The 22,408-nt window shown below is 75.1% G+C and carries 22 protein-coding genes; 14 read left to right on the top strand and 8 right to left on the bottom strand.

Annotated elements, in window-relative coordinates; genetic code table 11:
- Positions 1 to 15: 15 nt before the first annotated feature.
- Complete coding sequence (locus ACSLTV_RS13655; protein WP_432137318.1) at positions 16 to 942, bottom strand: DUF3027 domain-containing protein; 927 nt, start codon at positions 940 to 942, stop codon at positions 16 to 18.
- Positions 943 to 1,248: 306 nt separating this feature from the next.
- Here ACSLTV_RS13655 and ACSLTV_RS13650 point away from each other — a divergent pair, with 306 nt between their 5' ends.
- From ACSLTV_RS13650 to ACSLTV_RS13635, 4 genes are all read left to right on the top strand, one after another.
- Positions 1,249 to 2,682 (top strand): MFS transporter, encoded by a 1,434-nt coding sequence (locus ACSLTV_RS13650; RefSeq protein WP_432157545.1) that lies wholly within the window; start codon positions 1,249 to 1,251, stop codon positions 2,680 to 2,682.
- A 250-nt stretch (positions 2,683 to 2,932) separates the two neighbouring features.
- Positions 2,933 to 3,400 carry a DUF2771 domain-containing protein gene (locus tag ACSLTV_RS13645; RefSeq protein ID WP_432137412.1) on the top strand — a complete coding sequence of 156 codons (468 nt, stop codon included), beginning with the start codon at positions 2,933 to 2,935 and terminating at the stop codon, positions 3,398 to 3,400.
- Positions 3,401 to 3,414: 14 nt separating this feature from the next.
- Entirely contained in the window at positions 3,415 to 4,104 is a 690-nt protein-coding gene (locus tag ACSLTV_RS13640) for a futalosine hydrolase (RefSeq protein WP_435612201.1), read from the top strand.
- Entirely contained in the window at positions 4,101 to 4,940 is an 840-nt protein-coding gene (locus tag ACSLTV_RS13635) for a 1,4-dihydroxy-6-naphthoate synthase (protein ID WP_432137315.1), read from the top strand. The genes ACSLTV_RS13640 and ACSLTV_RS13635 overlap by 4 nt, the downstream gene beginning before the upstream one ends.
- Before the next feature lie 97 nt (positions 4,941 to 5,037).
- Here ACSLTV_RS13635 and ACSLTV_RS13630 read toward each other — a convergent pair whose 3' ends face one another.
- Complete coding sequence (locus ACSLTV_RS13630) at positions 5,038 to 5,421, bottom strand: cold-shock protein (RefSeq protein WP_432137314.1); 384 nt, start codon at positions 5,419 to 5,421, stop codon at positions 5,038 to 5,040.
- 164 nt (positions 5,422 to 5,585) lie between these two features.
- Here ACSLTV_RS13630 and ACSLTV_RS13625 point away from each other — a divergent pair, with 164 nt between their 5' ends.
- Entirely contained in the window at positions 5,586 to 5,840 is a 255-nt protein-coding gene (locus ACSLTV_RS13625) for a hypothetical protein (RefSeq protein WP_432137313.1), read from the top strand.
- Here ACSLTV_RS13625 and ACSLTV_RS13620 read toward each other — a convergent pair.
- Together ACSLTV_RS13620 and ACSLTV_RS13615 are read right to left on the bottom strand one after the other, a co-directional pair.
- Entirely contained in the window at positions 5,813 to 6,454 is a 642-nt protein-coding gene (locus tag ACSLTV_RS13620) for an HAD family hydrolase (RefSeq protein WP_432137312.1), read from the bottom strand. The genes ACSLTV_RS13625 and ACSLTV_RS13620 overlap by 28 nt on opposite strands.
- Positions 6,455 to 6,642: 188 nt before the next feature.
- Entirely contained in the window at positions 6,643 to 7,650 is a 1,008-nt protein-coding gene (locus tag ACSLTV_RS13615; protein WP_435612200.1) for a hypothetical protein, read from the bottom strand.
- Positions 7,651 to 8,111: 461 nt separating this feature from the next.
- On the opposite strand from ACSLTV_RS13615, the gene ACSLTV_RS13610 reads away from it, so the two are divergent.
- Positions 8,112 to 10,661 carry a helicase-associated domain-containing protein gene (locus ACSLTV_RS13610; RefSeq protein ID WP_435612199.1) on the top strand — a complete coding sequence of 850 codons (2,550 nt, stop codon included), beginning with the start codon at positions 8,112 to 8,114 and terminating at the stop codon, positions 10,659 to 10,661.
- 72 nt (positions 10,662 to 10,733) lie between these two features.
- Positions 10,734 to 12,377, top strand: coding sequence for a DNA repair helicase XPB (locus tag ACSLTV_RS13605; RefSeq protein ID WP_432137309.1), 1,644 nt, complete (start codon positions 10,734 to 10,736; stop codon positions 12,375 to 12,377).
- 12 nt (positions 12,378 to 12,389) lie between these two features.
- On the opposite strand, the gene ACSLTV_RS13600 is transcribed toward ACSLTV_RS13605, so the two are convergent.
- The gene (locus ACSLTV_RS13600) at positions 12,390 to 12,575 is read right to left on the bottom strand and encodes a hypothetical protein (RefSeq protein WP_432137308.1); all 186 of its coding nucleotides are present in this window, start codon (positions 12,573 to 12,575) and stop codon (positions 12,390 to 12,392) included.
- Positions 12,576 to 13,008: 433 nt separating this feature from the next.
- On the opposite strand from ACSLTV_RS13600, the gene ACSLTV_RS13595 reads away from it, so the two are divergent.
- Both ACSLTV_RS13595 and cutA read left to right on the top strand, forming a co-directional pair.
- Entirely contained in the window at positions 13,009 to 14,973 is a 1,965-nt protein-coding gene (locus tag ACSLTV_RS13595; RefSeq protein WP_435612242.1) for a HelD family protein, read from the top strand.
- A 59-nt stretch (positions 14,974 to 15,032) separates the two neighbouring features.
- Positions 15,033 to 15,356, top strand: coding sequence for a divalent-cation tolerance protein CutA (cutA, locus tag ACSLTV_RS13590; RefSeq protein ID WP_432138814.1), 324 nt, complete (start codon positions 15,033 to 15,035; stop codon positions 15,354 to 15,356).
- A gap of 7 nt (positions 15,357 to 15,363) precedes the next feature.
- On the opposite strand, the gene ACSLTV_RS13585 is transcribed toward cutA, so the two are convergent.
- On the bottom strand, positions 15,364 to 16,059 hold the full coding sequence (locus ACSLTV_RS13585) for a copper homeostasis protein CutC (RefSeq protein WP_432138815.1): 696 nt from the start codon (positions 16,057 to 16,059) through the stop codon (positions 15,364 to 15,366).
- Positions 16,060 to 16,196: 137 nt separating this feature from the next.
- Between ACSLTV_RS13585 and ACSLTV_RS13580 the strand changes: the two genes are divergently transcribed.
- Positions 16,197 to 16,868, top strand: a complete 672-nt coding sequence (locus ACSLTV_RS13580; RefSeq protein ID WP_435612198.1) for an HD domain-containing protein — start codon at positions 16,197 to 16,199, stop codon at positions 16,866 to 16,868.
- Between the two features lie 27 nt (positions 16,869 to 16,895).
- Entirely contained in the window at positions 16,896 to 17,999 is a 1,104-nt protein-coding gene (locus tag ACSLTV_RS13575) for a GNAT family N-acetyltransferase (protein ID WP_432138817.1), read from the top strand.
- Positions 18,000 to 18,057: 58 nt separating this feature from the next.
- On the opposite strand, the gene ACSLTV_RS13570 is transcribed toward ACSLTV_RS13575, so the two are convergent.
- Both ACSLTV_RS13570 and ACSLTV_RS13565 read right to left on the bottom strand, forming a co-directional pair.
- Positions 18,058 to 18,330, bottom strand: coding sequence for a DUF4031 domain-containing protein (locus ACSLTV_RS13570; protein ID WP_432138818.1), 273 nt, complete (start codon positions 18,328 to 18,330; stop codon positions 18,058 to 18,060).
- A 7-nt stretch (positions 18,331 to 18,337) separates the two neighbouring features.
- Positions 18,338 to 18,736 carry a hypothetical protein gene (locus ACSLTV_RS13565; RefSeq protein WP_432138819.1) on the bottom strand — a complete coding sequence of 133 codons (399 nt, stop codon included), beginning with the start codon at positions 18,734 to 18,736 and terminating at the stop codon, positions 18,338 to 18,340.
- 56 nt (positions 18,737 to 18,792) lie between these two features.
- Here ACSLTV_RS13565 and ACSLTV_RS13560 point away from each other — a divergent pair, with 56 nt between their 5' ends.
- The 3 genes from ACSLTV_RS13560 to ACSLTV_RS13550 are packed head-to-tail and all read left to right on the top strand — an operon-like array spanning position 18,793 to position 22,404.
- Positions 18,793 to 19,680: a MurR/RpiR family transcriptional regulator gene (locus tag ACSLTV_RS13560; RefSeq protein ID WP_432138820.1), complete on the top strand. Its 888-nt coding sequence runs from the start codon at positions 18,793 to 18,795 to the stop codon at positions 19,678 to 19,680.
- A gap of 50 nt (positions 19,681 to 19,730) precedes the next feature.
- Positions 19,731 to 20,789: an N-acetylmuramic acid 6-phosphate etherase gene (gene murQ / locus ACSLTV_RS13555; RefSeq protein WP_435612197.1), complete on the top strand. Its 1,059-nt coding sequence runs from the start codon at positions 19,731 to 19,733 to the stop codon at positions 20,787 to 20,789.
- 16 nt (positions 20,790 to 20,805) lie between these two features.
- A complete protein-coding gene (locus ACSLTV_RS13550; protein ID WP_435612196.1) occupies positions 20,806 to 22,404 on the top strand; it encodes a PTS transporter subunit EIIC in 1,599 nt (532 codons plus the stop codon).
- Positions 22,405 to 22,408: the final 4 nt, after the last annotated feature.

The raw sequence follows: 22,408 nt of genomic DNA, 5'->3' as shown, positions 1-22,408 counted from the left end.
ACGCACGCCCCGCCCTCAGGAGTGCCCCAGCTCCGCCGTCGCCTCGTCCGTCACGTCCGGGACCGAGCCCGCGTCGCGGGTCGGGCGCAGGGGGAAGGGGTCGACGCGGGTCTCGTCGATGACCGGCGCGGCCGGCTGCGGGGGCTTGGGCATGACGGCCGCCTCCGAGTGGCCGCCGCAGCCGTAGGTGAGGGAGACCACGCGGCCGTCGGCCGGGGAGAACTCGTTGGCGCAGACGCCGAACGCCTGGCCGAGGGAGCCGCCGATGGGGACGAGGAAGCCACAGCTGAGGCAGGACGCGGGGGCCGCCTGCGCCATGGGGGTCTTGGCGCCGTAGGCCTCGTCCCAGCGGTCGGCGGCGGTGTGCAGGCCGTAGCGGGACAGGACGCGGGCGCGGCGCATGCCGAGCTCTTCGGCGACGTCGGCGAGGGAGCCGCGGCGGGGTGTGGTGGGGAGGGCGGCCGGAACGCCGGCGGTCACGTCGGCGTCCTCCGCCTCCGCGAGGTCGGACATCTCCGCGGAGACGGCGGCGTTCGGCGGGGGCTCGTCCTCGCCGGTGTAGCCGGGCTCCAGACGCAGGTCCTCGGCGTCGGTGGGCAGGAGGTCGCCGGGGCCCATGTCGCCCGGGCGCAGCCGCTCGCTCCAGGGCACCCATTCGGGCGCGAGGACCGCGTCGGGGCCGGGGAGCAGCGCCACCTCGTCCAGCGTGACGAGCTTCGCGCGGGAGGCGCGGGCGACGGTCGCGGCCCAGCGCCAGCCGCGGTACCCGGGCTCGGCACACTCGAAGAAGTGCGTGACAACGCGGTCGCCCTCGGACACCATCCCGACGTGCGGGCCCACCACACCGGGCGCGGCCGCCTCCTCGGCGGCGGCGCGGGCGAGGTCGACGGCCTCGGCGCACAAGCGGTCGGGGGTGCGGCTTCGCGTTGTCGCTGCGCTCACAGGTATCGCTTCTCTCCTACGCCGTCTGTCGGGTGCCGTTGCCGCCGGCGGTCGGGCGGCGGACGGAGCGGACCTGGGGGCCGCGTCGACGTCCGCGTTTCGAATCGCGCTCGGGCGCACCTGTGCCATCCATTGTGCGGGATGGTTGAGATACGCACGCTACCCGGTCACGGGCGCTCGGCCTACACCGACGTGGGATTCGTACCCGCCCGGAGACCGAAGTCGCGGGCGGTGCCGGAAAAGAAGTACCGGGGCACACCGGCCGTCCGGGCACTACACACGGCGTTCTCGGGGCACTATGGCGGGGTGGCAGCCGCGAAGACACCCCCCGGCGCCACCGGTATCGGTGGGGCACGGGGTTCCAGAGGGAGGGACCGGGGGACGGAGTCCGGCCGGTTCGCCGGGACCGTCCGTGCGATGGGCCGCGCCCTGCGCTTCCCGGTGACCGGCACCGCCCGGGGCATCCGCAGGGCGACGCACGCGCACGGCGCGGGCGAGTCGGGCCTGGGCAAGCTGATCGAGTTGCACGGGGTGAACGGGGCGGGCGACGTGATGATCACCGTCGCGCTCGCCTCGACGGTGTTCTTCTCCGTGCCGACGGACGAGGCGCGCGGGCGTGTCGCGCTGTACCTGGCGATCACGATGGCGCCGTTCACGGTGCTGGCCCCGGTGATCGGCCCGCTCCTGGACAAGCTGCCGCACGGCCGCCGCGCCGCGATGGCCGGGGCGATGGCCGCCCGCGCGCTGCTGGCGCTGGTGCTGTCGGGGGCGGTGGTGTCCGGCAGCATCGAGCTGTATCCGGCCGCGCTGGGCGTGCTGGTCGCCTCCAAGGCGTACGGCGTGGTGCGCAGCGCGGTGGTGCCGCGGCTGCTGCCGCCCGGGTTCTCGCTGGTGCGGGCCAACTCGCGGGTGACGCTGGGCGGGCTGCTGGCCACCGGGATGGCCGCGCCGGTCGCAGCCGGGCTCCAGTACCTCGGGCCGCGGTGGCCGCTCTACGGCGCCTTCGTGATCTTCGTCGCGGGGATGTTCCTGTCGTTCTCCCTGCCCCACAAGGTGGACTCGGCCAAGGGCGAGGACACCGCGCTGCTCGCCGCCGACGAGGAGCACCTGCACGGGCCGCACCTCAAGCCGGTGAAGCGGCCGGGCCTACGCACGGTGGGCATAGCCGTCACCCACGCGCTCGGCGCGAACGCCGCCCTGCGCTGGCTGTCCGGTTTCCTCACCTTCTTCCTGGCGTTCCTGCTGCGCGAGCATCCGCTGACCGGGCAGAGCGCGGCCGTGTCGCTGGGCATGGTGGCCGTGTCGGCGGGCGTGGGCAACGCGCTGGGCACGGCGGTGGGGGCGGGGCTGCGGTCCCGGGCGCCGGAGCTGATCATCGTGACGGTGGTCGCGGTGGTGCTGAGCGCGGCGGTCGTCTCGGCCGTCTTCTTCAGCGCGTGGCTGGTGGCGTGCCTGGCGGCGGTCGCCGGGCTCTCGCAGGCGCTGGCGAAGCTGTCGCTGGACGCGCTGATCCAGCGGGACGTGCCGGAGCTGGTGCGCACGTCGGCGTTCGCCCGCTCGGAGACGCTGCTGCAGATGTCGTGGGTGTTCGGCGGCGCGGTCGGCATCGCGATGCCGCTGAACGGGACGCTGGGCCTGTCCGTGGCCGCCTGCGTGCTCGCGCTCGGCTGGGTGACGACCGTACGGGGGCTCTTCGGCTCGGCCCGGCACGGCGGGGCACGGCGCACCCGCGTGGCGTGACCCGTACGGCACGCCCCTGACCCGTACGGCACGACCGTGGGCCTGGCCCGTACGGCGGGACCCGCGCGGCGGCTTCGGGGCCGTGGCACGGGCGGCGGCGTGGGCGATGACGTGGGCGGCGGCGTGGGTCGTGGGGCGGCGGCTCGCGTGGCGACTCGCGTGGCGTAACGCTGAGCGACGCCCCACCCCGCGTAGAGGGACCACCCGGCGCGCCCTATAGCCTTCGGCCATGACCCTGCAATCCGCTGCTGTGCGACGCCGCCGCGCCGTCGCCGCCGCCGGCGCCGTTTCCGCCGGACTGCTCGTCCTGTCGGCCTGTGACAAGCCGACCCCGATGGCCACGATCACCGTGGACACCTCCTCGGTGAGCGAGGAGGCCACGTGTGGCGGTGAGGGCGAGGTGCTCACCGACCCCGAGATCACCGAGTGCCTCAAGGACAAGGACATCAAGTCGATCAAGGTCGACCCCGACGAGACCGTGCGGTTCGGCGTCGACCCCGAGATGGCCGACAAGCACTGGACGATCCTGATGAACGGCCAGCAGCTGACCGACGAGAGCACCAAGACCTACCGGGCCATCCCGGGCAGCGTCTTCTTCAACGAGCAGTACGGCGCGCAGGGCGACTCCACGCTGGTGTCCATCCGCACCGGCGACGGCAAGGACGACAGCCAGAAGGCGACCGGCCTGTGGTCGTTCAAGCTGGAGAAGGACAACTAGTCACGGCGGTACACGTGAGCGAAGGACGGGCCACCGGGTCCGCGCGTCCGCGCCGGGTCCTCATCGCCACCGCCGTCCCCGCCGAGCGGGACGCGGTGGCGCGGGCCGGGCGCGAGGGCGCCGCAGATCTGCTGGTCGCCGGTGTCGGGCCGGCCCTCGCCGCCGCCTCCGTCGGCTCGGCGCTCGCCGTCGCCGCCCACGAGGGGCGGCCGTACGGCCTGGTCGTCAGCGCCGGGATCGGGGGCGGTTTCCAGCCGGACGCGCCCGTGGGGTCGCTGGTCGTCGCCGACGCGATCACGGCGGCCGATCTGGGCGCCGAGTCGCCCGACGGCTTCCTGCCGGTCACCGAGCTGGGTTTCGGAACCGTCACCCACCTGCCGCCCGCCCCGCTCGTCCGGGAGGCCGCCGGGGCCACCGGGGCGGCCGTGGGCACCGTGCTGACCGTGTCCACCGCCACCGGCACCGCCGCCCGGGCCGCAGAGCTGCGCCGCCGCCACCCGTCCGCGCTGGCCGAGGCCATGGAGGGCTTCGGCGTCGCGGAGGCGGCCGCGCTGCACCGCACGCCGGTGCTGGAGGTACGGGCCGTCTCCAACCCCGTGGGCCCCCGGGACCGGGCCGCCTGGCGGATCGGCGACGCCCTCACGGCCCTGACGGCGGCCTTCGACAAGCTCGCCCCCGCACTGGAGAGTTGGACAGCCGTATGAGCCTGCGGACCGCGTACTCCCCCTGTCCCAACGACACGTTCGTCTTCGACGCCCTCGCCCACGGCCGGGTGCCCGGGGCCCCCGCGCTGGACGTGACGTTCGCGGACATCGACCTCACCAACGGCATGGCGGAGCGCGGCGAGTTCGACGTGCTGAAGGTGTCGTACGCCGTGCTGCCGTACGTCCTCGACGAGTACGCCCTGCTGCCCTGCGGCGGCGCCCTCGGCCGGGGCTGCGGGCCGCTGGTGCTCACCCGGGAGGCCGGTGCCGACCTGACGGGCCGTACCGTCGCCGTGCCGAGCGAGCGGTCGACGGCCTACCTGCTGTTCCGGCTGTGGGCCGCCGACGTCGTTCCCGGCGGGGTCGGCGAGATCGTCGTCATGCCGTTCCACGAGATCATGCCGGCCGTGCGGGACGGCAAGGTCGACGCGGGGCTGGTCATCCACGAGGCGCGGTTCACGTACCAGCGCTACGGGCTGTGCCGGCTCGCCGACATGGGCGAGCACTGGGAGCGCACCACCGGACTGCCCATCCCGCTGGGCGCGATCATCGCCCGGCGGTCGCTGGGCGCGGCGGCGCTGCGGCTGCTCGCCGACTCGATCCGCGCCTCCGTACGCGCCGCCTGGGACGACCCGGCCGTGTCCCGGCCCTACGTCATGGAGCACGCCCAGGAGATGGACCCGGCCGTCGCCGACCAGCACATCGGCCTGTACGTCAACGCGTTCACCCACGACCTGGGCGAGGACGGCTACGCCGCCGTGCGCGGGCTGCTCACCCGCGCGGCGGCCGAGGGCCTGCTCCCGCCCCTCGGCCCGGACGCGCTGGCCTTCCCGTGACGTGACGCGCCGGCCTTCCCGTGACGGACGGCACTGCGCGCACGGCACGGCTCGCATGGCACTGCGCGCACGGGACGGCTCACACGGACAGGACGGCTCAGACGTCCAGTTGGTCGGCGACCGCGCGCAGCAGGCCGGCGATCTTCTTGCCGGACGCCTTGTCGGGGTAGCGGCCCTTCTCCAGCATCGGCGTGATGTTCTCCAGGAGGGTCGTCAGGTCCTGGACGATGGACGCCAGCTCGTCCGGCTTCCTGCGCTGCGCCGCCGCCACCGAGGGCGTGGGGTCCAGGACGGTCACCGACAGGGCCTGGTCGCCGCGTTGACCGGCGACGACACCGAACTCCACGCGCTGGCCCGGCTTCAGCGCCTCGACTCCGGCGGGGAGGACCGAGGAATGGACGAAGACGTCACCGCCGTCGTCACGGGAGAGAAAGCCGAAGCCCTTCTCAACGTTGAACCATTTGACCTTGCCGGTAGGCACGTCTGTCCTCGTCCTCGTACTCGTCGGAAAACTGCGGGGAAAAGCTGCTCAACAACAACCCAGGCGGGTCGACCGTGACCCGCCGGTACCCAGGCTAATGGTCGGGGGACGGCTGACAAGACGTCTCCCGGTTGTTCCTTCGCGCTGGGAACTACCCTGGTCGGGTGCGAGACGAAACCCAAACGAATTCCGCCGCGCCCGGTGACCGGCTGATCCGCGCCGGTGCCGTGGTGTTCTTCGCCGGAGCCCTGGCCACCCTCGTCACGGTGGCCCCGCTATTCTTCGGCACGAAGCCGTTCCCCACCTACATGTTCGGCCTGAGCATGCTCATGGGGGTCGGGTTCCTGCTGGCCGGTGCCGGTGTGCTGCGCTCGGCGGCGGCCGGGCGGCGTCAGGCGCGGGCCGCCGCCCCGCGGTAGTCCGCGAGCCACGCCGGAAACTCCGTCAGGTCGTCCAGCACCACGTCCGCGCCCGCCGCGCGCAGCTCCGCCTCGGGGCAGGGCCCGGTCGGCACGGTGACCGACAGTGCTCCGGCCGCGCGGGCGCCGCGTACGTCCCCGACGTGGTCGCCGACGTACACGCTCGCGCCGTGCTCGCGCAGCGCCCGCGCCTTCTGCTCGGCCCACAGGTTGCCGACGACGGCGTCCGGTTCGATGCCGAGGTGCGCCAGGTGCAGCTCGGCGTGCGGCTCGTTCTTGGCGGTGACGACGATCGCGCGGCCGCCCGCCCGCCGTACGGCCGCTATCGCCTCGGCGGCGCCGGGCATCGCCTCGGTGCGGTGAATGGCGTAGTCCGGGTACAGCTCCCGGTAGAAGGCCACCATGGTGTCGACCCGCTCGGGCGGGAACCAGTACGCCAGCTCGTGGGCCAGCGGCGGACCGAGCCGGGTGACCACCAGGTCGGCGTCGATGAACGTCCCCGTCCGCGCCGCCAGCTCCGTGTACACGGCGTGGATGCCGGGCCGGGAGTCGATCAGGGTCATGTCGAGATCGAATCCGACGGTGGGCGCGGGGATGCTGGTCACGGTGGCCATGGGGTCCATTTTGCCGGGGCCGGGGACAAGGGGGGCGCGAGGCCCCAGGGTGTGGGCCGCCCGGGCGTGCGGGCCACCCGGCGCGGGGGCCACCGGCGTACGGGCCGCCGGGCGTGCGGGTGCCACTGGCGCGAGAGCCGCCGGGCGTGCGGGTGCCAGTGGCGCGAGGGCGCGGGGCCCCGGGGGAGCTACTTACCGCGCTGCGAGCGCCAGACCAGGAACAGGGCGGAGGCGATCGCCGCCCCGCGCAGGACCCACGGCCAGGTCTCCCCCACCGCCGCGCCCATGCCCCCGTCGATGATCGGCTGCCCCCACCGCCCGTCCCGCCGTCCCCACAGCCACACCGCACCGGCGGCCAGCGCGGCCCCCGGCAGCCACATCACGGCGATCTTCGTCTCCGTGTCGGTGAGCCGCCGGGAGGCGTACGCGATGACCCAGCCGAGCAGGAGGGCGAAGCCGTTGCCGAGCACGGCGCCGGCGACGAGGGAGGCGGCGCCGAGGAGGAGCAGGGGGTTGCTCCAGCGGCGGGCGGGAAGGGAGAGGCGGCGCCTGCGCGGCCCGGGGTCCTCGGTCACGACCGGCGCGGCCCCGACTTCGACGGCCCGCTCACCCGCGGCCTTCTCGCCCCCCTCCGCGTCCTCTGCCTTCTCGGGCTCCTTCCTCGGCACCACCGGCCTGAGCAGCTCGGGGATCTCGATGCCCCCGACGAACCCGGGAATGTCGTCGTCGAGCGCGGTGACGGGTCCGCGCGGCCCGTCCCGCCACCAGTCGAGGCCCGCGAGGCCGGGGGCGTCCGCCGCGGGAACGCCCTGCCCGCCGGCCGGCTCCGGATCGGCGGCCCGGGGGCCCGGCACCTTGCGCCACAACCCCTTGGGCCGCTCGGCACCGTCCCGCTGGACCGGCACGGCCGGCGTCGGACGGGCCGGCGGCACCTGGACCGACGGCGACGGGGTCGCGGGGCCGGTGCCGGTGCCGGAGGCGGCGGTGACCACGTCGTCGGGGGTGCCGAGCCGGGCGATGATGCGGCGGACGGCGGCGGGCGAGTCGGCGGGCGCCTTGGCGCGGCGCCGGTCGATCTCGTCGCGCAGCTCGTTGACGAGCCGCATGCGCGTGGCCGACGACAGCTGCCGCTGCTGCGCCACGTCACCGACGCGGCTCAGATACTCGTAGACGACCTGGTCGCTCTCGATCCCCACGAAGTCCCCTCCGGGGCTGTGCGATGCGGTGATTTCCCGTGGCTCGAAGGTAGCGCAGGGGGTGCGCGGCACGCGCGTACGGTGCGTCAGGCCGGCTCGCAGACCAGGGGGTTGCTCACCTCGGAAACAGAGCCGGCTGCCGTGGGAGCGCAGCACGTCCCGGCCGCCCTGCTCGGTGAGGTAGGTGAGGAAGGCGGCGGGGGAGCCGGCGGGCGGCTGGCCGCAGGTGCAGGCGAACTCGCGCAGGGTGACGAGCGGGGGCGGCGCAGTTCCGGTTCTGACGCGAACGTACGGACGGAATTCACCGGGGAGACACCTGGGAAACGTCCCGTTCCCCGGCCGGAGGGGCGGGGCCGGCGCCGGTGCGGCGGCTGCGCCGCGCGGGCACGGACGGCCACACCGAGACCGCGGCCGCCGGAACAAGAGGTCCCACCGCGACGCCCGGGCGCTACCGTGGCCGGATGAGCGAGCACCAGACGGCCGCCCCCCGCTCCCTGGCGGAAGCGCTCCGCGCCAGGGACGACGCCTCCCTGGCCGCCCTGCTGCGCGCCCGGCCGGACCTCATCACGCCGGTGCCCACCGACCTCACCCAGCTCGCCACCCGCGCGGGCACGCGGGCGTCCGTCGTACGGGCCCTGGAGCGGCTGGACCGGTTCGCGCTGCAGACGGCCGAGGCGCTGGCGGTGGCCGGAGACCCGGCGACGTACGACGAACTGCTCGGCCTGATGGCCGGCGACGAGCCGGACCCGGCGGTCGCCGCCGCGCTGCCGCGGGCCCTGGCCGGGCTGCGCGAGCAGGCGCTGGTGTGGGGCGACGACGACCGGCTGCGGCTGGTGCGCACCGCCCGCGAACTGCTGGCGCCCGGCCCCCAGCACCCGTCGCCGACCGGGCTCGGCCCCACCCTGCGGGAGGCCACGGCGGGCATGTCGCCGGGGCGGATCCAGGAGCTGGTGGCGGCGGCCGGGCTGCCGTCGACACACGACCCGGTGTCCGCGGTGGCCGCGCTGACCGGGCTGTTCACCGACCGCGCGCGGATGGCGGAGCTGCTCGGCGAGGCCCCGGAGGAGTCCCGGCAGGTGCTCGGCCGGCTGATGTGGGGGCCGCCGTACGGGCAGGTCACGGCGGAGCCGGCGGCGCATCTGCGGTGGCTGCTGGACCGGGCGCTGCTGGTGCCGACGACGCCGGGCACGGTCGTACTGCCCCGGGAGGCGGCGCTGCACCTGCGCGGCGGGCGGGCGCACCGCGCGCCGGAGCCGGTGCCGCCGGCCGTGGCGCCGGCGGCGGTCCACCCCGCCCGGGCCGTGGACGCGACGGCGGCCGGCCAGGCGTACGCCGCGACCGCGACCGTCGAGGAACTGCTGAAGGACTGGCACGAGGGCGGGCCCCCGGTGCTGCGGTCGGGCGGTCTCAGCGTCCGCGACCTCAAGCGCACCGCGGTCGCCCTGGACCTGCCCGAGCCGCTCGCCGCGTTCTGGGTGGAGCTGGCGTACTGCGCCGGGCTGCTCGCGTCCGACGGCGAGGCCGACGAGCGGTACGCCGCCACCCCGGCCTACGACGAGTGGCTGGAGCGTCCGCCCGCCGAGCGGTGGGCCCTGCTGGCGGAGACCTGGCTGGCGGCGACCCGGACGCCGGGGTTGGTCGGCGGCCGGGACGCCAAGGAGCGCCCGCTGTCGGCGCTCGGCCCGGGCCTGGACCGGTCGGCGGCCCCCGAGGTACGCCACCGGGTGCTGGGCCTGCTCGCCGCGCTGCCCGAGGGCACGGCACCCGACCGGGAGTCGGTCCTCGCCCGGCTGCGCTGGGAGCGCCCGCTGCGCGGCCCGCAGCGGCACGACGACGACCTGCGGACCCGGCTCGCCGAGTGGACGCTGCAGGAGGCCGAACTGCTGGGCGTGACCGGGCGCGGCGCGCTCGCCGGGCACGGCCGGGCCCTGCTGGGACACCCGCCCGAGCCCACGGACCCGCACGCCGACGCGCCCGCCGGCGCCGAGGACGACATCCCGGACACCCCCGGGGACAAACTGCCGGTGGCGCACCACCGGCCGGCGCCCGCCGACCCGGTGGCACGGGCCGCCGCCTCGGCCGCGGCCGTCCGGCTGCTGGCGCCGCTGCTGCCCGAGCCGCTGGACCACGTGCTGCTGCAGGCGGACCTCACCGCGGTCGCGCCCGGGCCGCTGCGGCGCCCGCTCGCCGAGACGCTGGACGTGCTCGCCGACGTGGAGTCCAAGGGCGGGGCCACGGTGTACCGGTTCACACCGGCCTCCGTGCGGCGCGCCCTGGACGCCGGGCGCACCGCCTCCGACCTGCACGCCTTCCTGGCCGAGCACTCCCGTACGCCGGTGCCGCAGCCGCTGACGTACCTGATCGACGACGTGGCCCGCCGCCACGGCCGGCTGCGGGTCGGCGCGGCCTCCGCGTACGTGCGCTGCGACGACGACGCGCTGCTGAACGAGATCATGGCCGACAAGCGGGCCGCCGGGCTGCGCCTGCGCCGTCTCGCCCCGACCGTGCTGGCCGCCCAGGCGGACCCGGCCGCGCTGCTGGAGGGGCTGCGGGCGATGGGGTTCGCGCCGGCGGCGGAGTCCGCCGAGGGCGATGTGCTGATCACCCGGTCCGACGCCCGCCGCACCCCGCCGCGCACCGCGCCCGAGCCGGTCCCGGACGGGCCGCCGGTCCCCGACGCCACCCTCCTCGCCGCCGCGATCCGTGCGGTCCGCGCCGGTGACGTGGCCTCCACCGCCCCGCGCAAACCGGTCGACAGCGCCCCGCTCGCGGCCGGTGAGCTGCCCCGCACCTCCTCGGCCGAGACCCTCGCCACCATGCAGGCCGCCGTCCTCACCGGCGAGGCGGTGTGGATCGGCTACGTCAACGCCGAAGGCGCCGCCAGCCAGCGGGTCATCGCCCCGGTGCGGGTGGAGGGCGGCTTCGTGACGGCGTACGACCACACGGCGGACGAGGTCCGCACCTACCCGCTGCACCGGATCACGGGCGTGGCGGAACTGGCGGACGACTGACTCCGGACCGACCGTGATCGCCCGCTGGTGCGGCACACTGGAGGTTTGGCCGTACGGAAGGGATGTGCGTACGTGAACGGTCCTCTCATCGTCCAGTCCGACAAGACTCTGCTGCTGGAGGTCGACCACGAGCAGGCCGACGAGTGCCGCCGGGTCATCGCGCCGTTCGCGGAGCTGGAGCGGGCGCCCGAGCACATCCACACCTACCGGGTGACGCCGCTGGGCCTGTGGAACGCGCGGGCGGCCGGGCACGACGCCGAGCAGGTCGTGGACGCCCTGGTGTCGTACAGCAGGTACCCGGTGCCGCACGCGCTGCTGGTCGACATCGCCGAGACGATGGACCGGTACGGGCGGCTGACCCTGAGCAGGCACCCGGCGCACGGGCTGGTGCTGACCAGCACCGACCGGCCGGTGCTGGAGGAGGTGCTGCGCTCGAAGCGGATCGCGCCGCTGGTCGGGGCGCGCATCGACCCGGACACCGTGGTGGTGCACCCCTCGGAGCGGGGGCAGATCAAGCAGACGCTGCTGAAGCTGGGCTGGCCGGCCGAGGACCTCGCCGGGTACGTCGACGGCGAGGCGCACCCGATCGAGCTGGCCGAGGACGGCTGGGCGCTCAGGCCGTACCAGAAGCAGGCCGTGGAGAACTTCTGGCACGGCGGGAGCGGGGTCGTCGTCCTGCCCTGCGGGGCGGGCAAGACGCTGGTCGGTGCGGGCGCGATGGCGCAGGCCAAGTCGACGACGCTGATCCTCGTCACGAACACCGTCTCGGCCCGGCAGTGGAAGCACGAGCTGGTGCGGCGGACCTCGTTGACCGAGGACGAGATCGGCGAGTACAGCGGCACGAAGAAGGAGATCCGGCCGGTCACCATCGCCACCTACCAGGTGCTGACGACCCGGCGGAAGGGGATCTACCCGCACCTGGAGCTGTTCGACTCGCGGGACTGGGGCCTGATCGTCTACGACGAGGTGCACCTGCTGCCCGCGCCGGTCTTCAAGTTCACGGCGGACCTCCAGGCGCGGCGGCGGCTCGGGCTGACGGCGACGCTGGTGCGCGAGGACGGCCGGGAGTCGGACGTGTTCTCGCTGATCGGGCCGAAGCGGTTCGACGCGCCGTGGAAGGAGATCGAGGCGCAGGGGTACATCGCGCCCGCCGACTGCGTCGAGGTGCGGGTGAACCTGACGGACTCCGAGCGGCTCGCCTACGCCACCGCCGAGGCGGAGGAGAAGTACCGCTTCTGCGCGACGACGGCGACGAAGCGGAAGGTGACCGAGGCGATCGTGCGGCGGTTCGCCGGGCAGCAGATCCTCGTCATCGGCCAGTACATCGACCAGCTCGACGAGTTGGGCGAGCACCTCGGCGCGCCGGTGATCAAGGGGGAGACGTCGAACGCGCAGCGGGAGAAGCTGTTCGACGCGTTCCGCGAGGGGGAGATCAGCGTGCTGGTGGTGTCGAAGGTGGCGAACTTCTCCATCGACCTGCCGGAGGCGACGGTCGCCGTCCAGGTCTCCGGGACCTTCGGGTCGCGGCAGGAGGAGGCCCAGCGGCTGGGCCGGGTACTGCGGCCCAAGGCCGACGGCCACCAGGCGCACTTCTACTCCGTGGTCGCGCGGGACACCATCGACCAGGACTTCGCCGCCCACCGGCAGCGGTTCCTGGCCGAGCAGGGGTACGCGTACCGGATCGTGGACGCGGACGAACTCCTCGCGGAGAGCTGACGCCGGCCGGGGCTACCTGCGGTGCACACCCGCCTCTTCGGCGTACTCGCCGAGGACGATCACTTCGAAGGCGGTGGTCACGAAGACGCGGGCAGCGCGCACCGCGTCGCCGAGGCGGTGCCGGTGCGCGCCGGACAGTGGGGTGGCGCCCGACGGGCGGCCGGGGGCCGGGGCTGGGGTGAAGGTCGCTGCGCTCATGTCTCCATGGTGCGATTGCGGGCATAAGACCGGCATCGGTCCGGGGGATGCCGCGTCCCCTAGGGGCATCGGGCCGGCGGGTACGACCTGGGGCCGGGGGCGGGCGCAAAGCATTGGCGTTCCGGTGGATGCCGGTCCTAGAATCTCCGCTCTTCCCCGCCTCCCCACGGAGTGCCGCCGTCCGGTCGGAAACCGGTCGGCTTCCGAGGTCGCGAGACCGTATCCGCGTCGCCGCCGCGTACCGCGTGCCCGCGCACCCGCACCCGCACCCGCACCCGCACCCGCAGAACCTTCCGGAGGCACCCCCTTGTCCGGCCCGTTGTCCGCCGCATCCCCCGTATCCCCTGTATCCGCCGAGGCCGCCGAGGCCGCCGAGGGCCCTCTTTCCCGTGAGCGCGCCCACCTCGCCGCGTCGCGCACCGCGCTGCGGGCCATGCGGGAGGACGCCGAGGCGCTCGACATCAGTGACGTGACCGCGAACTGGGTCAACGCCGAGGTGCTGGCCCGCCAGATCGACGAGCGGATCAAGGCGCTGGCCGATCTCAGCGACACCCCGCTGTTCTTCGGCCGGCTGGACTATCTGCACGCTCCCGGCGCCGAGCGGGCCGAGGGGGCGCAGGGGGAGCGCTTCTACATCGGGCGGCGGCACGTCCACGACGCCGAGGGCGACCCGATGGTGATCGACTGGCGGGCACCGGTCTCACAGCCGTTCTACCGCGCGTCGAAGAGGGACCCGATGGACGTGGGGCTGCGCCGCCGGTTCGGCTACACCGGCGGCGACCTCACGGCGTACGAGGACGAGCACCTGTCCGACCCGGCCGAGGCCGCCCGCACCAGCAAGCTGCTCCAGCGGGAGATCGAGCGGCCGCGTGTCGGCCCGATGCGGGACATCGTGGCCACCATCCAGCCCGAGCAGGACGAGATCGTGCGGTCCGGGCTGTCGGGGACGGTGTGCGTGCAGGGCGGCCCCGGCACCGGGAAGACCGCCGTCGGTCTGCACCGGGTGGCGTATCTGCTGTACGCCCACCGGGAGCGGCTGGCCCGCACCGGCACCCTGGTCATCGGGCCGAACCGGTCCTTCCTGCACTACATCGAGCAGGTGCTGCCCGCGCTCGGCGAGCTGGCGGTCCGGCAGGCGACCGTCGACGACCTGGTGGCCCGCGTCGAGGTGCGGGGCACCGACGACGCGGCGGCGGCGCTGGTCAAGGGCGACGCCCGGATGGCGCGGGTGCTGCGCAGCGCCCTGTACTCCCATGTGACGATGCCGGCCGAGCCGGTCGTGGTGGTGCGCGGTTCGCGGCGCTGGCGGGTACCGGCGTACGAAGTGGAGGAGATCGTCCGCGAGTTGCTGGACCGCGGCATCCGCTACGGCGCCGCCCGCGAGGCGCTGCCGCAGCGGATCGCGCACGCGGTGCTGGTGCAGATGGAGCGGGCCGGGGAGGCGCCGGACGACCGGGTGCAGGACGCGGTGGCCCGCAACAGCGCGGTGAAGGCGGCCGTGAAGGCGGTGTGGCCGCCGGTCGACCCGGCGAAGCTGGTGCTGCGGCTGCTGACGGACGGGGAGTTCCTCGCCGAGCACGCGGCGGGGGTCCTCGACGTGGACGAGCAGAAGACGATCCTGTGGGCGAAGCCGGTGCGGTCGGTGAGATCGGCCAAGTGGTCGGCGGCGGACGCGGTGCTGGTCGACGAGGCCGCGGACCTGGTGGAGCGGACCCACTCGCTGGGCCACGTGGTGCTCGACGAGGCGCAGGACCTGTCCCCGATGCAGTACCGGGCGGTGGGCCGCCGTTGCACCACCGGCTCCGCGACCGTCCTCGGCGACCTGGCGCAGGGCACCACGCCGTGGGCGACCCGGAGCTGGACCGAGGCGCTGGCGCACCTGGGGAAGCCGGACGCGGTGGTGGAGGAGCTGACGGCCGGTTTCCGCGTCCCCACCGACGTGATCGCCTACGCCTCCCGGCTGCTCCCGCACATCGCGCCGGGCCTGACCCCGGTGGCGTCGGTCCGGGAGAACCCCGGCTTCTTCGCCCTGCGCCCGGTCTCCTCGGACACCGAAGTACTCGCCGCCTGCGAGGAGTTGCTGCACCGCGAGGGCTCGGTGGGCCTCATCGCCGCCGACGCGCGGATTCCCGTACTGGCGCAGGCACTGGCGGCCGCCGGCACTCCGTACCTCGCTCCCGGCGAGGAGACGACCGCCGACGCCCGCCTCACCCTGGTCCCGGCCTCCCTCGCCAAGGGCCTGGAGTACGACTACGTCGTCCTCGACGAGCCCCGGGCCGTCGTCGACGGCGAACCCGACGAACGCACCGGCCTGCGCCGCCTGTACGTCGCCCTGACCCGAGCCGTGTCGGGCCTGATCGTGACCCATGCGGCGGAGCTGCCGGAGCAGTTGGGCTGACCGGCCCCGCCCGGTGCGCCGGGTACGGTTCCGGCAGGCCGACAGCGGAGGAGAACGCCGTGTCCCAGTACCTGACCGTCCTGACCACCACCGACACCGCCGACAAGGCGCGGGCGTTGGCGAGCGGTGCCGTGGAGGCGCGGGTGGCGGCCTGCGCGCAGATCGACGGGCCGGTCACCAGCGTCTACCGGTGGCAGGGTGCGGTCCAGGCCGAGCAGGAGTGGCGGGTGCTGTACAAGACGACCGCCGAGCGGTACCCGGACCTGGAGGCGCACCTCAGGAGCGTGCACGACTACGACACCCCGGAGATCATCGCGACACCGGTGACCCACGGCAGCGACGCCTACCTGGCGTGGGTGAGCGAGGAGACCGCGCGGGACTGATCCGCGGCTACGCCGTGCTGTCCAGGGCCTCGCGCCACTGGGCCACCGCCCGCGCCGACACCGGGCCGGCCCAGCCGTCCGGGCGGGCCGCGCCGCCGATGTGGAAGGCGGTGAGGCCGGCGGCGCGCAGGTGCGGGACGTGGTCGAGGCGGAGGCCGCCACCGACGAGGAGCTGCCGGTCGTAGCCGGGCTCCGTGGACCGTGCCGCCTCCGCGAGGAGGGTGGGCAGGCCCTCGTCGACGCCGCCGGAGGCGCCGGCCGTGAGGTAGGTGTCCAGTCCGGTGACGCCGTCCAGCCGCTTGCGGACCGCGTCCCGGTCGGCCGCGTGGTCGATGGCCCGGTGGAACGTCCAGCGGCAGCCGTCCAGTTCGGCGACGACCCGCTCCACCGCCGTGAGGTCGACGTCGCCGTCCGCGTCGAGGAAGCCGAGGACGAACTGGTCGGCGCCCTCCCGGCGCAGCTCGCGCGCGACCTCGGCCAGCCGGTCCACCTCGCCGGCCGCGAAGCCGTCCGCGAGCCGCAGCATCACACGCAGGTCGATGTCGACGGCGGCCCGGATCCCGGCGAAGGCCGCCAGGGGCGGCGTGAGCCCGTCGGCGGCCATGTCGGTGACCAGCTCCAGCCGGTCCGCACCTCCGGCCTGGGCGGCGACCGCGTCCTCGATGTCGAGGGCGATCACCTCCAGGACTGCACGCGAGCTCATAGGACCCCTTCCATCGGTCTGGAGCGTTCCATCGGTCTGGAGCGACTACAGGTCTAGTCCAATTCAAAGAGTACGCTGCCCGCCGCCCGGCCAGGGCGAGGACCGCCAGGACCGGCCGGCGCCGCCACAATGGCCGTATGGCAGACGACCCCGCCCTCGCCCCGCCGGACGACGCCCTGCGCGGCCGCTTCGCCCGGGCCCTGGAAGCCACCCGTGCCCCGGCCGGCCCCGACGCGCCGGACCCAGCCCCCTACGCGGACAACCTCCTGGCCCGCTGGCGGGAGCCCCAGCGCCGCTACCACACGCTCGCCCACCTGACCGCCGTGCTCGACCACGTCGACACCCTGGAGCCGTACGCCGCCGACCCCGACGTGGTGCGTCTCGCCGCCTGGTTCCACGACGCCGTCTACCTGCCCGACCGCTCCGAGAACGAGGAGCGCTCGGCCCGGCTCGCCGAACGCGCCCTGCCCGAGGCCGGGGTGTCCGCGGCGAAGACCGCCGAGGTGGCCCGGCTGGTACGGCTGACCGTCGGCCACGACCCGGCCGACGAGGACCGCGACGGCCAGGTCCTGTGCGACGCCGACCTCGCGATCCTCGCCGCCCCGCCCTCCGCGTACGCCGCCTACACCGCGGCCGTGCGCGAGGAGTACCACTTCGTGCCGAACGACGCCTTCCGCGCGGGCCGCTCCGCCGTACTGCGTCAACTGCTGGAGCTGCCAAGGCTGTTCAGGACGCCCTACGGCGTGGAGCACTGGGAGGCGACCGCCCGCTACAACATCGGCGCGGAGCTGGAACTGCTGTCGAACTGAGCCCGCCCGGCGCCTACGCTGCCCCCCATGGAGACATGGGGCGGGGACCAGGTGGAAGCGGCCGTCGCGAGCTGCACGGGGCTGCTGCGGACGGTGACCGCCCGGGACTGGGCGGGCACCCGGGCCGGCCGGGTGGAGTGGAGCTGCCGGGAGTCCGCCGAGCACATCGCGGCCGACCTCTTCACCTATGCCGGCCGGCTGGCCGCCCGGGCCCCCGCCCGCGTTCCCTTCCGCGTCGCCCCCGACGACGGCACCGGCAACGCCGACGTCGTGGACGTCATCGCGGTGGGCGGGGCCCTGCTCGCGGCGACCCTCCGCGCCACGCCCCGCTCCGCCCGCGCCTTCCACCCGTACCCGTTCCGCAGCGCGAACCGCGAGGGGTTCGCCGCGATGGGCGTCGCGGAGGTGCTGCTGCACACCCACGACATCGCCGAGGGCCTGGGCGTGCCCTACGAGCCGCCCGCCGGGCTGTGCGAGGGCGTGCTGACCCGGATCTTCCCCCGGGTACGCCCGGCCGCCGCACCCTGGCCGGCCCTGCTGTGGGCCACCGGGCGCGGCGACCTGCCCGGCCGGGCGCCGGTCACCGAGTGGCGCTGGCACAACAACCTGGTACTGCCGACCGACCGGCTCACCCTGGAGGGCCTGACCCCGGCGGCCGCCGCCGACCTCCGGGCGGGCGGCGACGGCGGCTTCACCTGGCTGGGCGGCGCACCCCTTCCCGGTGCGCGGGACGCCGCCGGGCTGCTCCTCAAGGCGTACGGGTCGGGCGTCCACCAGCCGGAGTTCGGGGTCTTCGTCGTCGTACGTCGGGACGACGACCGCGCGGTCGGCAGCATCGGCTTCCACGGGCGTCCCGACGAGGAGGGCCGCGTGGAGGTCGGCTACGACCTCGTCGAGCCGGCCCGCGGCCACGGCTACGCCACAGAGGCGCTGCGCACCCTGGCGGAGTGGGCGCTGGCCCGCGACGACGTACAGGCCCTGGGCGCGGTGATCGACGACGACAACCCGGCCTCGCAGCGGGTGGCCGGCCGGGCGGGCTTCACCCCGGCACCGCTGGAGACGGACCGCGCGGCGCGGGAGCCGCGGGGGGAGGCGCCGGCCGAGCCGCGGTTGTTCGTCCGCCGCGGCTGATCCGGGTCGGCAGGTCCGGGCAGCGCGAGGGTCCCTGCCACCCCTGCCGACCGTGCCGTCAGACGGGACGGCCCGCGTACTTGGGACGCCGCAGGCCCGCCTCGGTGAGCCTGCGGACCAGTTCCTTCGAACCGATCTCGACCGCGCCGGCCGCCACCGCGTCGGCGTAGCGGTGCGCGGGCAGGTCGTAGTGGTCCCGCTCGAACGCCCGGCGCGGCACGCCCAGCCGTTCGGCGAAGGCGTGCAGTTCCTCGTACGACGCGTCGCTGACGAGGTGGGACCAGAGCCGGCCGTGGCCCGGCCAGGTCGGGGGATCGATGTAGAGGGTCACCGGCGCCTCACGAGGACGCCGCCCCGTCGCCCGTCGCCAGGGCGAGCGAGCCCACCGGCGCCACCTTCACGCCCGCCTCGGAACACACCCAGTGCGGGTCGGTGCCCAGTTCCGGCTCGACGTCGAGCGCGTGCGGGTCGCCCGAGCCGCACACCGGGCACAGCGGCCAGCGGCCGTACCGCTCCAGCAGGGCGTCCTGCACGTCCTGCGCCACCAGGCCGGTCACGTACGCCGCCCCGTCCGGCCACTGCTCCACCCACCAGCGCCGCTGCACGAGGGACTCCTCCACCAGCGACACCACGTCGGCGTCCGCGACCCGCCCCGCCATGAGGTCGGCCAGCACGAGGGCGCGCGCCGCGTGCAGCGCCTGTTCCAGGGGGCTCAGGGGGGTCTTCGGGGCTTCCATGCCCCCATTGTGCGCACTCTTGACGGCCTCCTCGACATGAAAATAACTTTCAGTACGTGACCCAGGACGCGAAGGAAACTTTCGCCCCCGCCGCACTGACCGCCAAGGTGCGCACGCTCGCCCCCACCATGACCCGCTCCATGCGGCGCGTCGCCGAGGCCGTCGCGGGTGATCCGGCCGGGTGCGCCGCCCTGACCGTCACGGGCCTCGCCGAGCGCACCGGCACCAGCGAGGCCACCGTCGTGCGCACCGCCCGCCTCCTCGGCTATCCGGGCTACCGCGATCTGCGGCTGGCGCTCGCCGGCCTCGCCGCCCAGCAGCGGTCGGGGCGGGCACCCGCCATCACCACCGACATCGCCGTGGACGACCCGCTCGCCGACGTCGTCGCCAAGCTCGCCCTCGACGAGCAGCGCACCCTCGCCGACACCGCCGCCGGGCTCGACACCGCACAGCTCGGCGCGGCCGTCGCCGCCGTCGCCGGGGCGCGGCGCACCGACGTGTACGGGGTCGGGGCGTCCGGGCTGGTCGCCCAGGACCTGGCGCAGAAGCTGCTGCGGATCGGGCTGGTCGCGCACGCGCACAGCGATCCGCACCTCGCGGTCACCAACGCCGTGCAGCTGCGCGAGGGCGACGCCGCGGTCGCGATCACCCACTCGGGCGCCACCGGCGACGTCATCGAACCGCTGCGGGTGGCCTTCGAGGGCGGGGCCACCACCGTCGTCATCACCGGGCGGCCCGAGGGAGCGGTCACCCAGTACGCGGACCTCGTGCTGACCACGTCCACGGCCCGGGAGAGCGAGCTGCGGCCGGCCGCGATGTCGTCCCGCACCGGCCAGCTGCTGGTGGTGGACTGCCTGTTCGTGGGCGTGGCGCAGCGGACGTACGAGTCGGCCGCACCCGCCCTGGCCGCGTCGTACGAGGCGCTGGCGCACCGGCACCGGTAGGACCGGGTGAGCCGGACCGACCGCCCTCGCACCGAAAGAGCCACCCCGTCATGACTGCATCCTCCGCGCGCCGCCCCGACACCGCCGACACCACCGACACCACCGACACCGACAGCCCAGACACCTCCAGCACCCCCAGCACCCCCAGCACCCCGAGCCTCGCCCGGTCTGCCGGGGGCGCCGGCAGCGACGGCGGCGATCTCCTCGCCCAGCTGTCCGCCCTGCCGACCGAGGCGTTCCGCGCCGACCTCGCCGACATCGACCGGCTGCCCACCCTCGACATCGCCCGCCTGATGAACGGCGAGGACTCCGCCGTACCGGCCGCCGTGGCGACCCAGCTGCCCGCCATCGCCGCCGCCGTCGACGCCATCGCCGAGCGGATGGCGCGCGGCGGGCGGCTCGTCTACGCGGGTGCCGGGACCGCCGGGCGGCTCGGCGTACTGGACGCCTCGGAGTGCCCGCCCACCTTCGACACCGCGCCCGGGCAGGTCGTGGGGCTGATCGCCGGCGGGCCCGAGGCCGTGGTCAGCTCGGTGGAGGGCGCCGAGGACTCCCGGGAGCTGGCGGTGAGCGACCTGGACGCGCTCGGTCTGACCCCCGCCGACACCGTGGTCGGTGTCTCCGCCTCCGGCCGCACCCCGTACGCCGTCGGGGCCGTCGAGCACGCCCGGGCGGCCGGGGCGCTGACCGTCGGGGTGGTGTGCAACCCGGGGAGCGCGCTGGCGGCGGCCGCCGCGTACGGCATCGAGGTGGTCGTCGGGCCCGAGCTGATCACCGGGTCGACGCGGCTGAAGGCCGGCACCGCGCAGAAGCTGGTGCTCAACATGCTGTCGACGATCACGATGATCCGCCTGGGCAAGACGTACGGGAACCTGATGGTCGACGTGCGGGCGTCCAACGAGAAGCTGCGCGCCCGCTCCCGGCGGATCGTCGCCCTCGCCACGGGCGCCGGGGACGCGGAGGCCGAGGCCGCGCTCCACGCCGCCGGGGGCGAGGTGAAGAACGCGATCCTGGTCGTCCTCGCCGGTGTGGACGGACCCGCCGCCGCCCGCCTTCTGGAGGAGTCCGGCGGCCATCTGCGCGCCGCGCTGGCCGCCGCCCGCCGCTGAGCCGCACGCTCGGGGCATGCGCACCGACCCCCGCCACACGGCCGCCGCCCTCCTCCCCCTGGTCGGCGGCCCCGCCAACATCACCTCCGTCGCCCACTGCGTGACCCGCCTGCGGCTCACCCTCACCGACCCGGCACGGGTGGACACGGAGGCGGTGCGGGCGGTCCCGGGTGTCCTGGGCCTGGTGACGGCTGCCGACGGATGCCAGGTCGTGCTGGGGCCGGGGGTCGTCGGGCGGGTGACCGCGGAGTTCGAGGGACTGGTCCGGGCGGCGGCAGGCATCGCCGACGCCACCGGCCCTGCCCACGTCCCCGACGCCGCCGGCCCTGCCCATGTCCCCGACGCCGCCGGCCCTGCCGACGCCGCCGGGGAGACGACCGCGGTCCCGCCCACGGTCGCCGACGGGCTGGCCTCGCGGGGCGCCGAGCTGAGGGAGGCCGCCCGGCGGCGCAACGCCACCCCGGTCAAACGGGCGCTGCGCCGCCTCGCCGCCGTCTTCGTGCCGCTCATCCCCGCGCTGATCGGCTGCGGCGTCCTCGCCGGGCTGAACGGGCTGCTGGTCAACACCGGCCGGCTGACCGGCCTGACGCCCGCCCTGACCGCCGTGTCGTCCGCGTTCATGGCGCTGATCGCGGTGTTCGTCGGCGTGAACACGGCGAAGGAGTTCGGCGGGACGCCGGTGCTGGGCGGCGCGGTCGCGGCGGTCGTCGTGTACCCGGGGGTCGCGAAGGTCACCGCGTTCGGTGTGGCCCTCTCCCCCGGCCAGGGCGGGGTGCTCGGGGCGCTGGCCGCCGCGCTGCTGGGGACGTACGTGGAGAAGGCGTGCCGGGGCCGGTTCCCGGCGACGCTGGACGTCCTGCTCACGCCGACCGTGACCGTCCTGGTCGCCGGCCTCGCCACCCTGTACGGGCTGATGTACGCGGCCGGCGCGGTCTCCTCCGCCATCGGCACCGCGGCGACCTGGCTGCTGACCACCACCGGGGCGCTCGCCGGTCTGGTTCTCGGCGGGCTGTTCCTGCCGCTGGTGATGCTCGGCCTGCACCAGGCGCTGATCCCGCTGCACGCCACCCTCATCGAACAGCAGGGGTACACGGTGCTCCTGCCGGTCCTCGCGATGGCCGGGGCCGGCCAGGTCGGCGCGGCCTGCGCGGTGTACGTACGGCTGCGACACGACGCCTCGCTGCGCGCCACCATCCGCTCGGCGCTGCCCGCCGGTCTCCTCGGCGTCGGCGAACCGCTCATCTACGGCGTGTCCCTGCCCCTGGGGCGCCCCTTCGTGACCGCCTGCGCGGGCGGCGCGGCCGGCGGAGCCTTCGTCGGCTTCTTCGCGACCCTCGGCGACCAGGTCGGCGCCACCGCCATCGGCCCGTCCGGCTGGGCCCTCTTCCCCCTCCTGTCCGGCACCGCGAGCCTCACCGTCACGGCGGCGGTCTACGCGGGCGGTCTCCTGACCGCCTACACGACCGGGTTCGCCGCGACCTACCTGGCGGGCATCCCCGAATCCCGGCTGCGGGCCCCGGCCGCGACCGGGGGCGACCGGCCGGCGGCGGAGGCCGTCCCGGCGAGCGATGTCTCCGGCGGCGACGCGGCCGGACCCGGGCGTGTGCGACGGTAGGAGG

Origin of the sequence: Streptomyces sp. bgisy159 (assembly GCF_965341775.1) — a bacterium.
GTDB lineage: Bacteria > Actinomycetota > Actinomycetes > Streptomycetales > Streptomycetaceae > Streptomyces.
Note: the sequence above shows the minus strand (reverse complement) of the source record. Positions and strands in the feature narration are given on the sequence as shown.

Coding starts and splice junctions, on each gene's coding strand:
- ACSLTV_RS13635 (WP_432137315.1), top strand. CDS start 4,101: ATGAGCCTGCGGACCGCGTACTCCCCCTGTCCCAACGACACGTTCGTC.
- ACSLTV_RS13620 (WP_432137312.1), bottom strand. CDS start 6,454: ATGGCCACCGTGACCAGCATCCCCGCGCCCACCGTCGGATTCGATCTC.
- ACSLTV_RS13610 (WP_435612199.1), top strand. CDS start 8,112: ATGAGCGAGCACCAGACGGCCGCCCCCCGCTCCCTGGCGGAAGCGCTC.
- ACSLTV_RS13600 (WP_432137308.1), bottom strand. CDS start 12,575: ATGAGCGCAGCGACCTTCACCCCAGCCCCGGCCCCCGGCCGCCCGTCG.
- ACSLTV_RS13595 (WP_435612242.1), top strand. CDS start 13,009: ATGCGGGAGGACGCCGAGGCGCTCGACATCAGTGACGTGACCGCGAAC.
- ACSLTV_RS13585 (WP_432138815.1), bottom strand. CDS start 16,059: ATGAGCTCGCGTGCAGTCCTGGAGGTGATCGCCCTCGACATCGAGGAC.
- ACSLTV_RS13580 (WP_435612198.1), top strand. CDS start 16,197: ATGGCAGACGACCCCGCCCTCGCCCCGCCGGACGACGCCCTGCGCGGC.
- ACSLTV_RS13575 (WP_432138817.1), top strand. CDS start 16,896: ATGGAGACATGGGGCGGGGACCAGGTGGAAGCGGCCGTCGCGAGCTGC.
- ACSLTV_RS13565 (WP_432138819.1), bottom strand. CDS start 18,736: ATGGAAGCCCCGAAGACCCCCCTGAGCCCCCTGGAACAGGCGCTGCAC.
- murQ (WP_435612197.1), top strand. CDS start 19,731: ATGACTGCATCCTCCGCGCGCCGCCCCGACACCGCCGACACCACCGAC.
- ACSLTV_RS13550 (WP_435612196.1), top strand. CDS start 20,806: ATGCGCACCGACCCCCGCCACACGGCCGCCGCCCTCCTCCCCCTGGTC.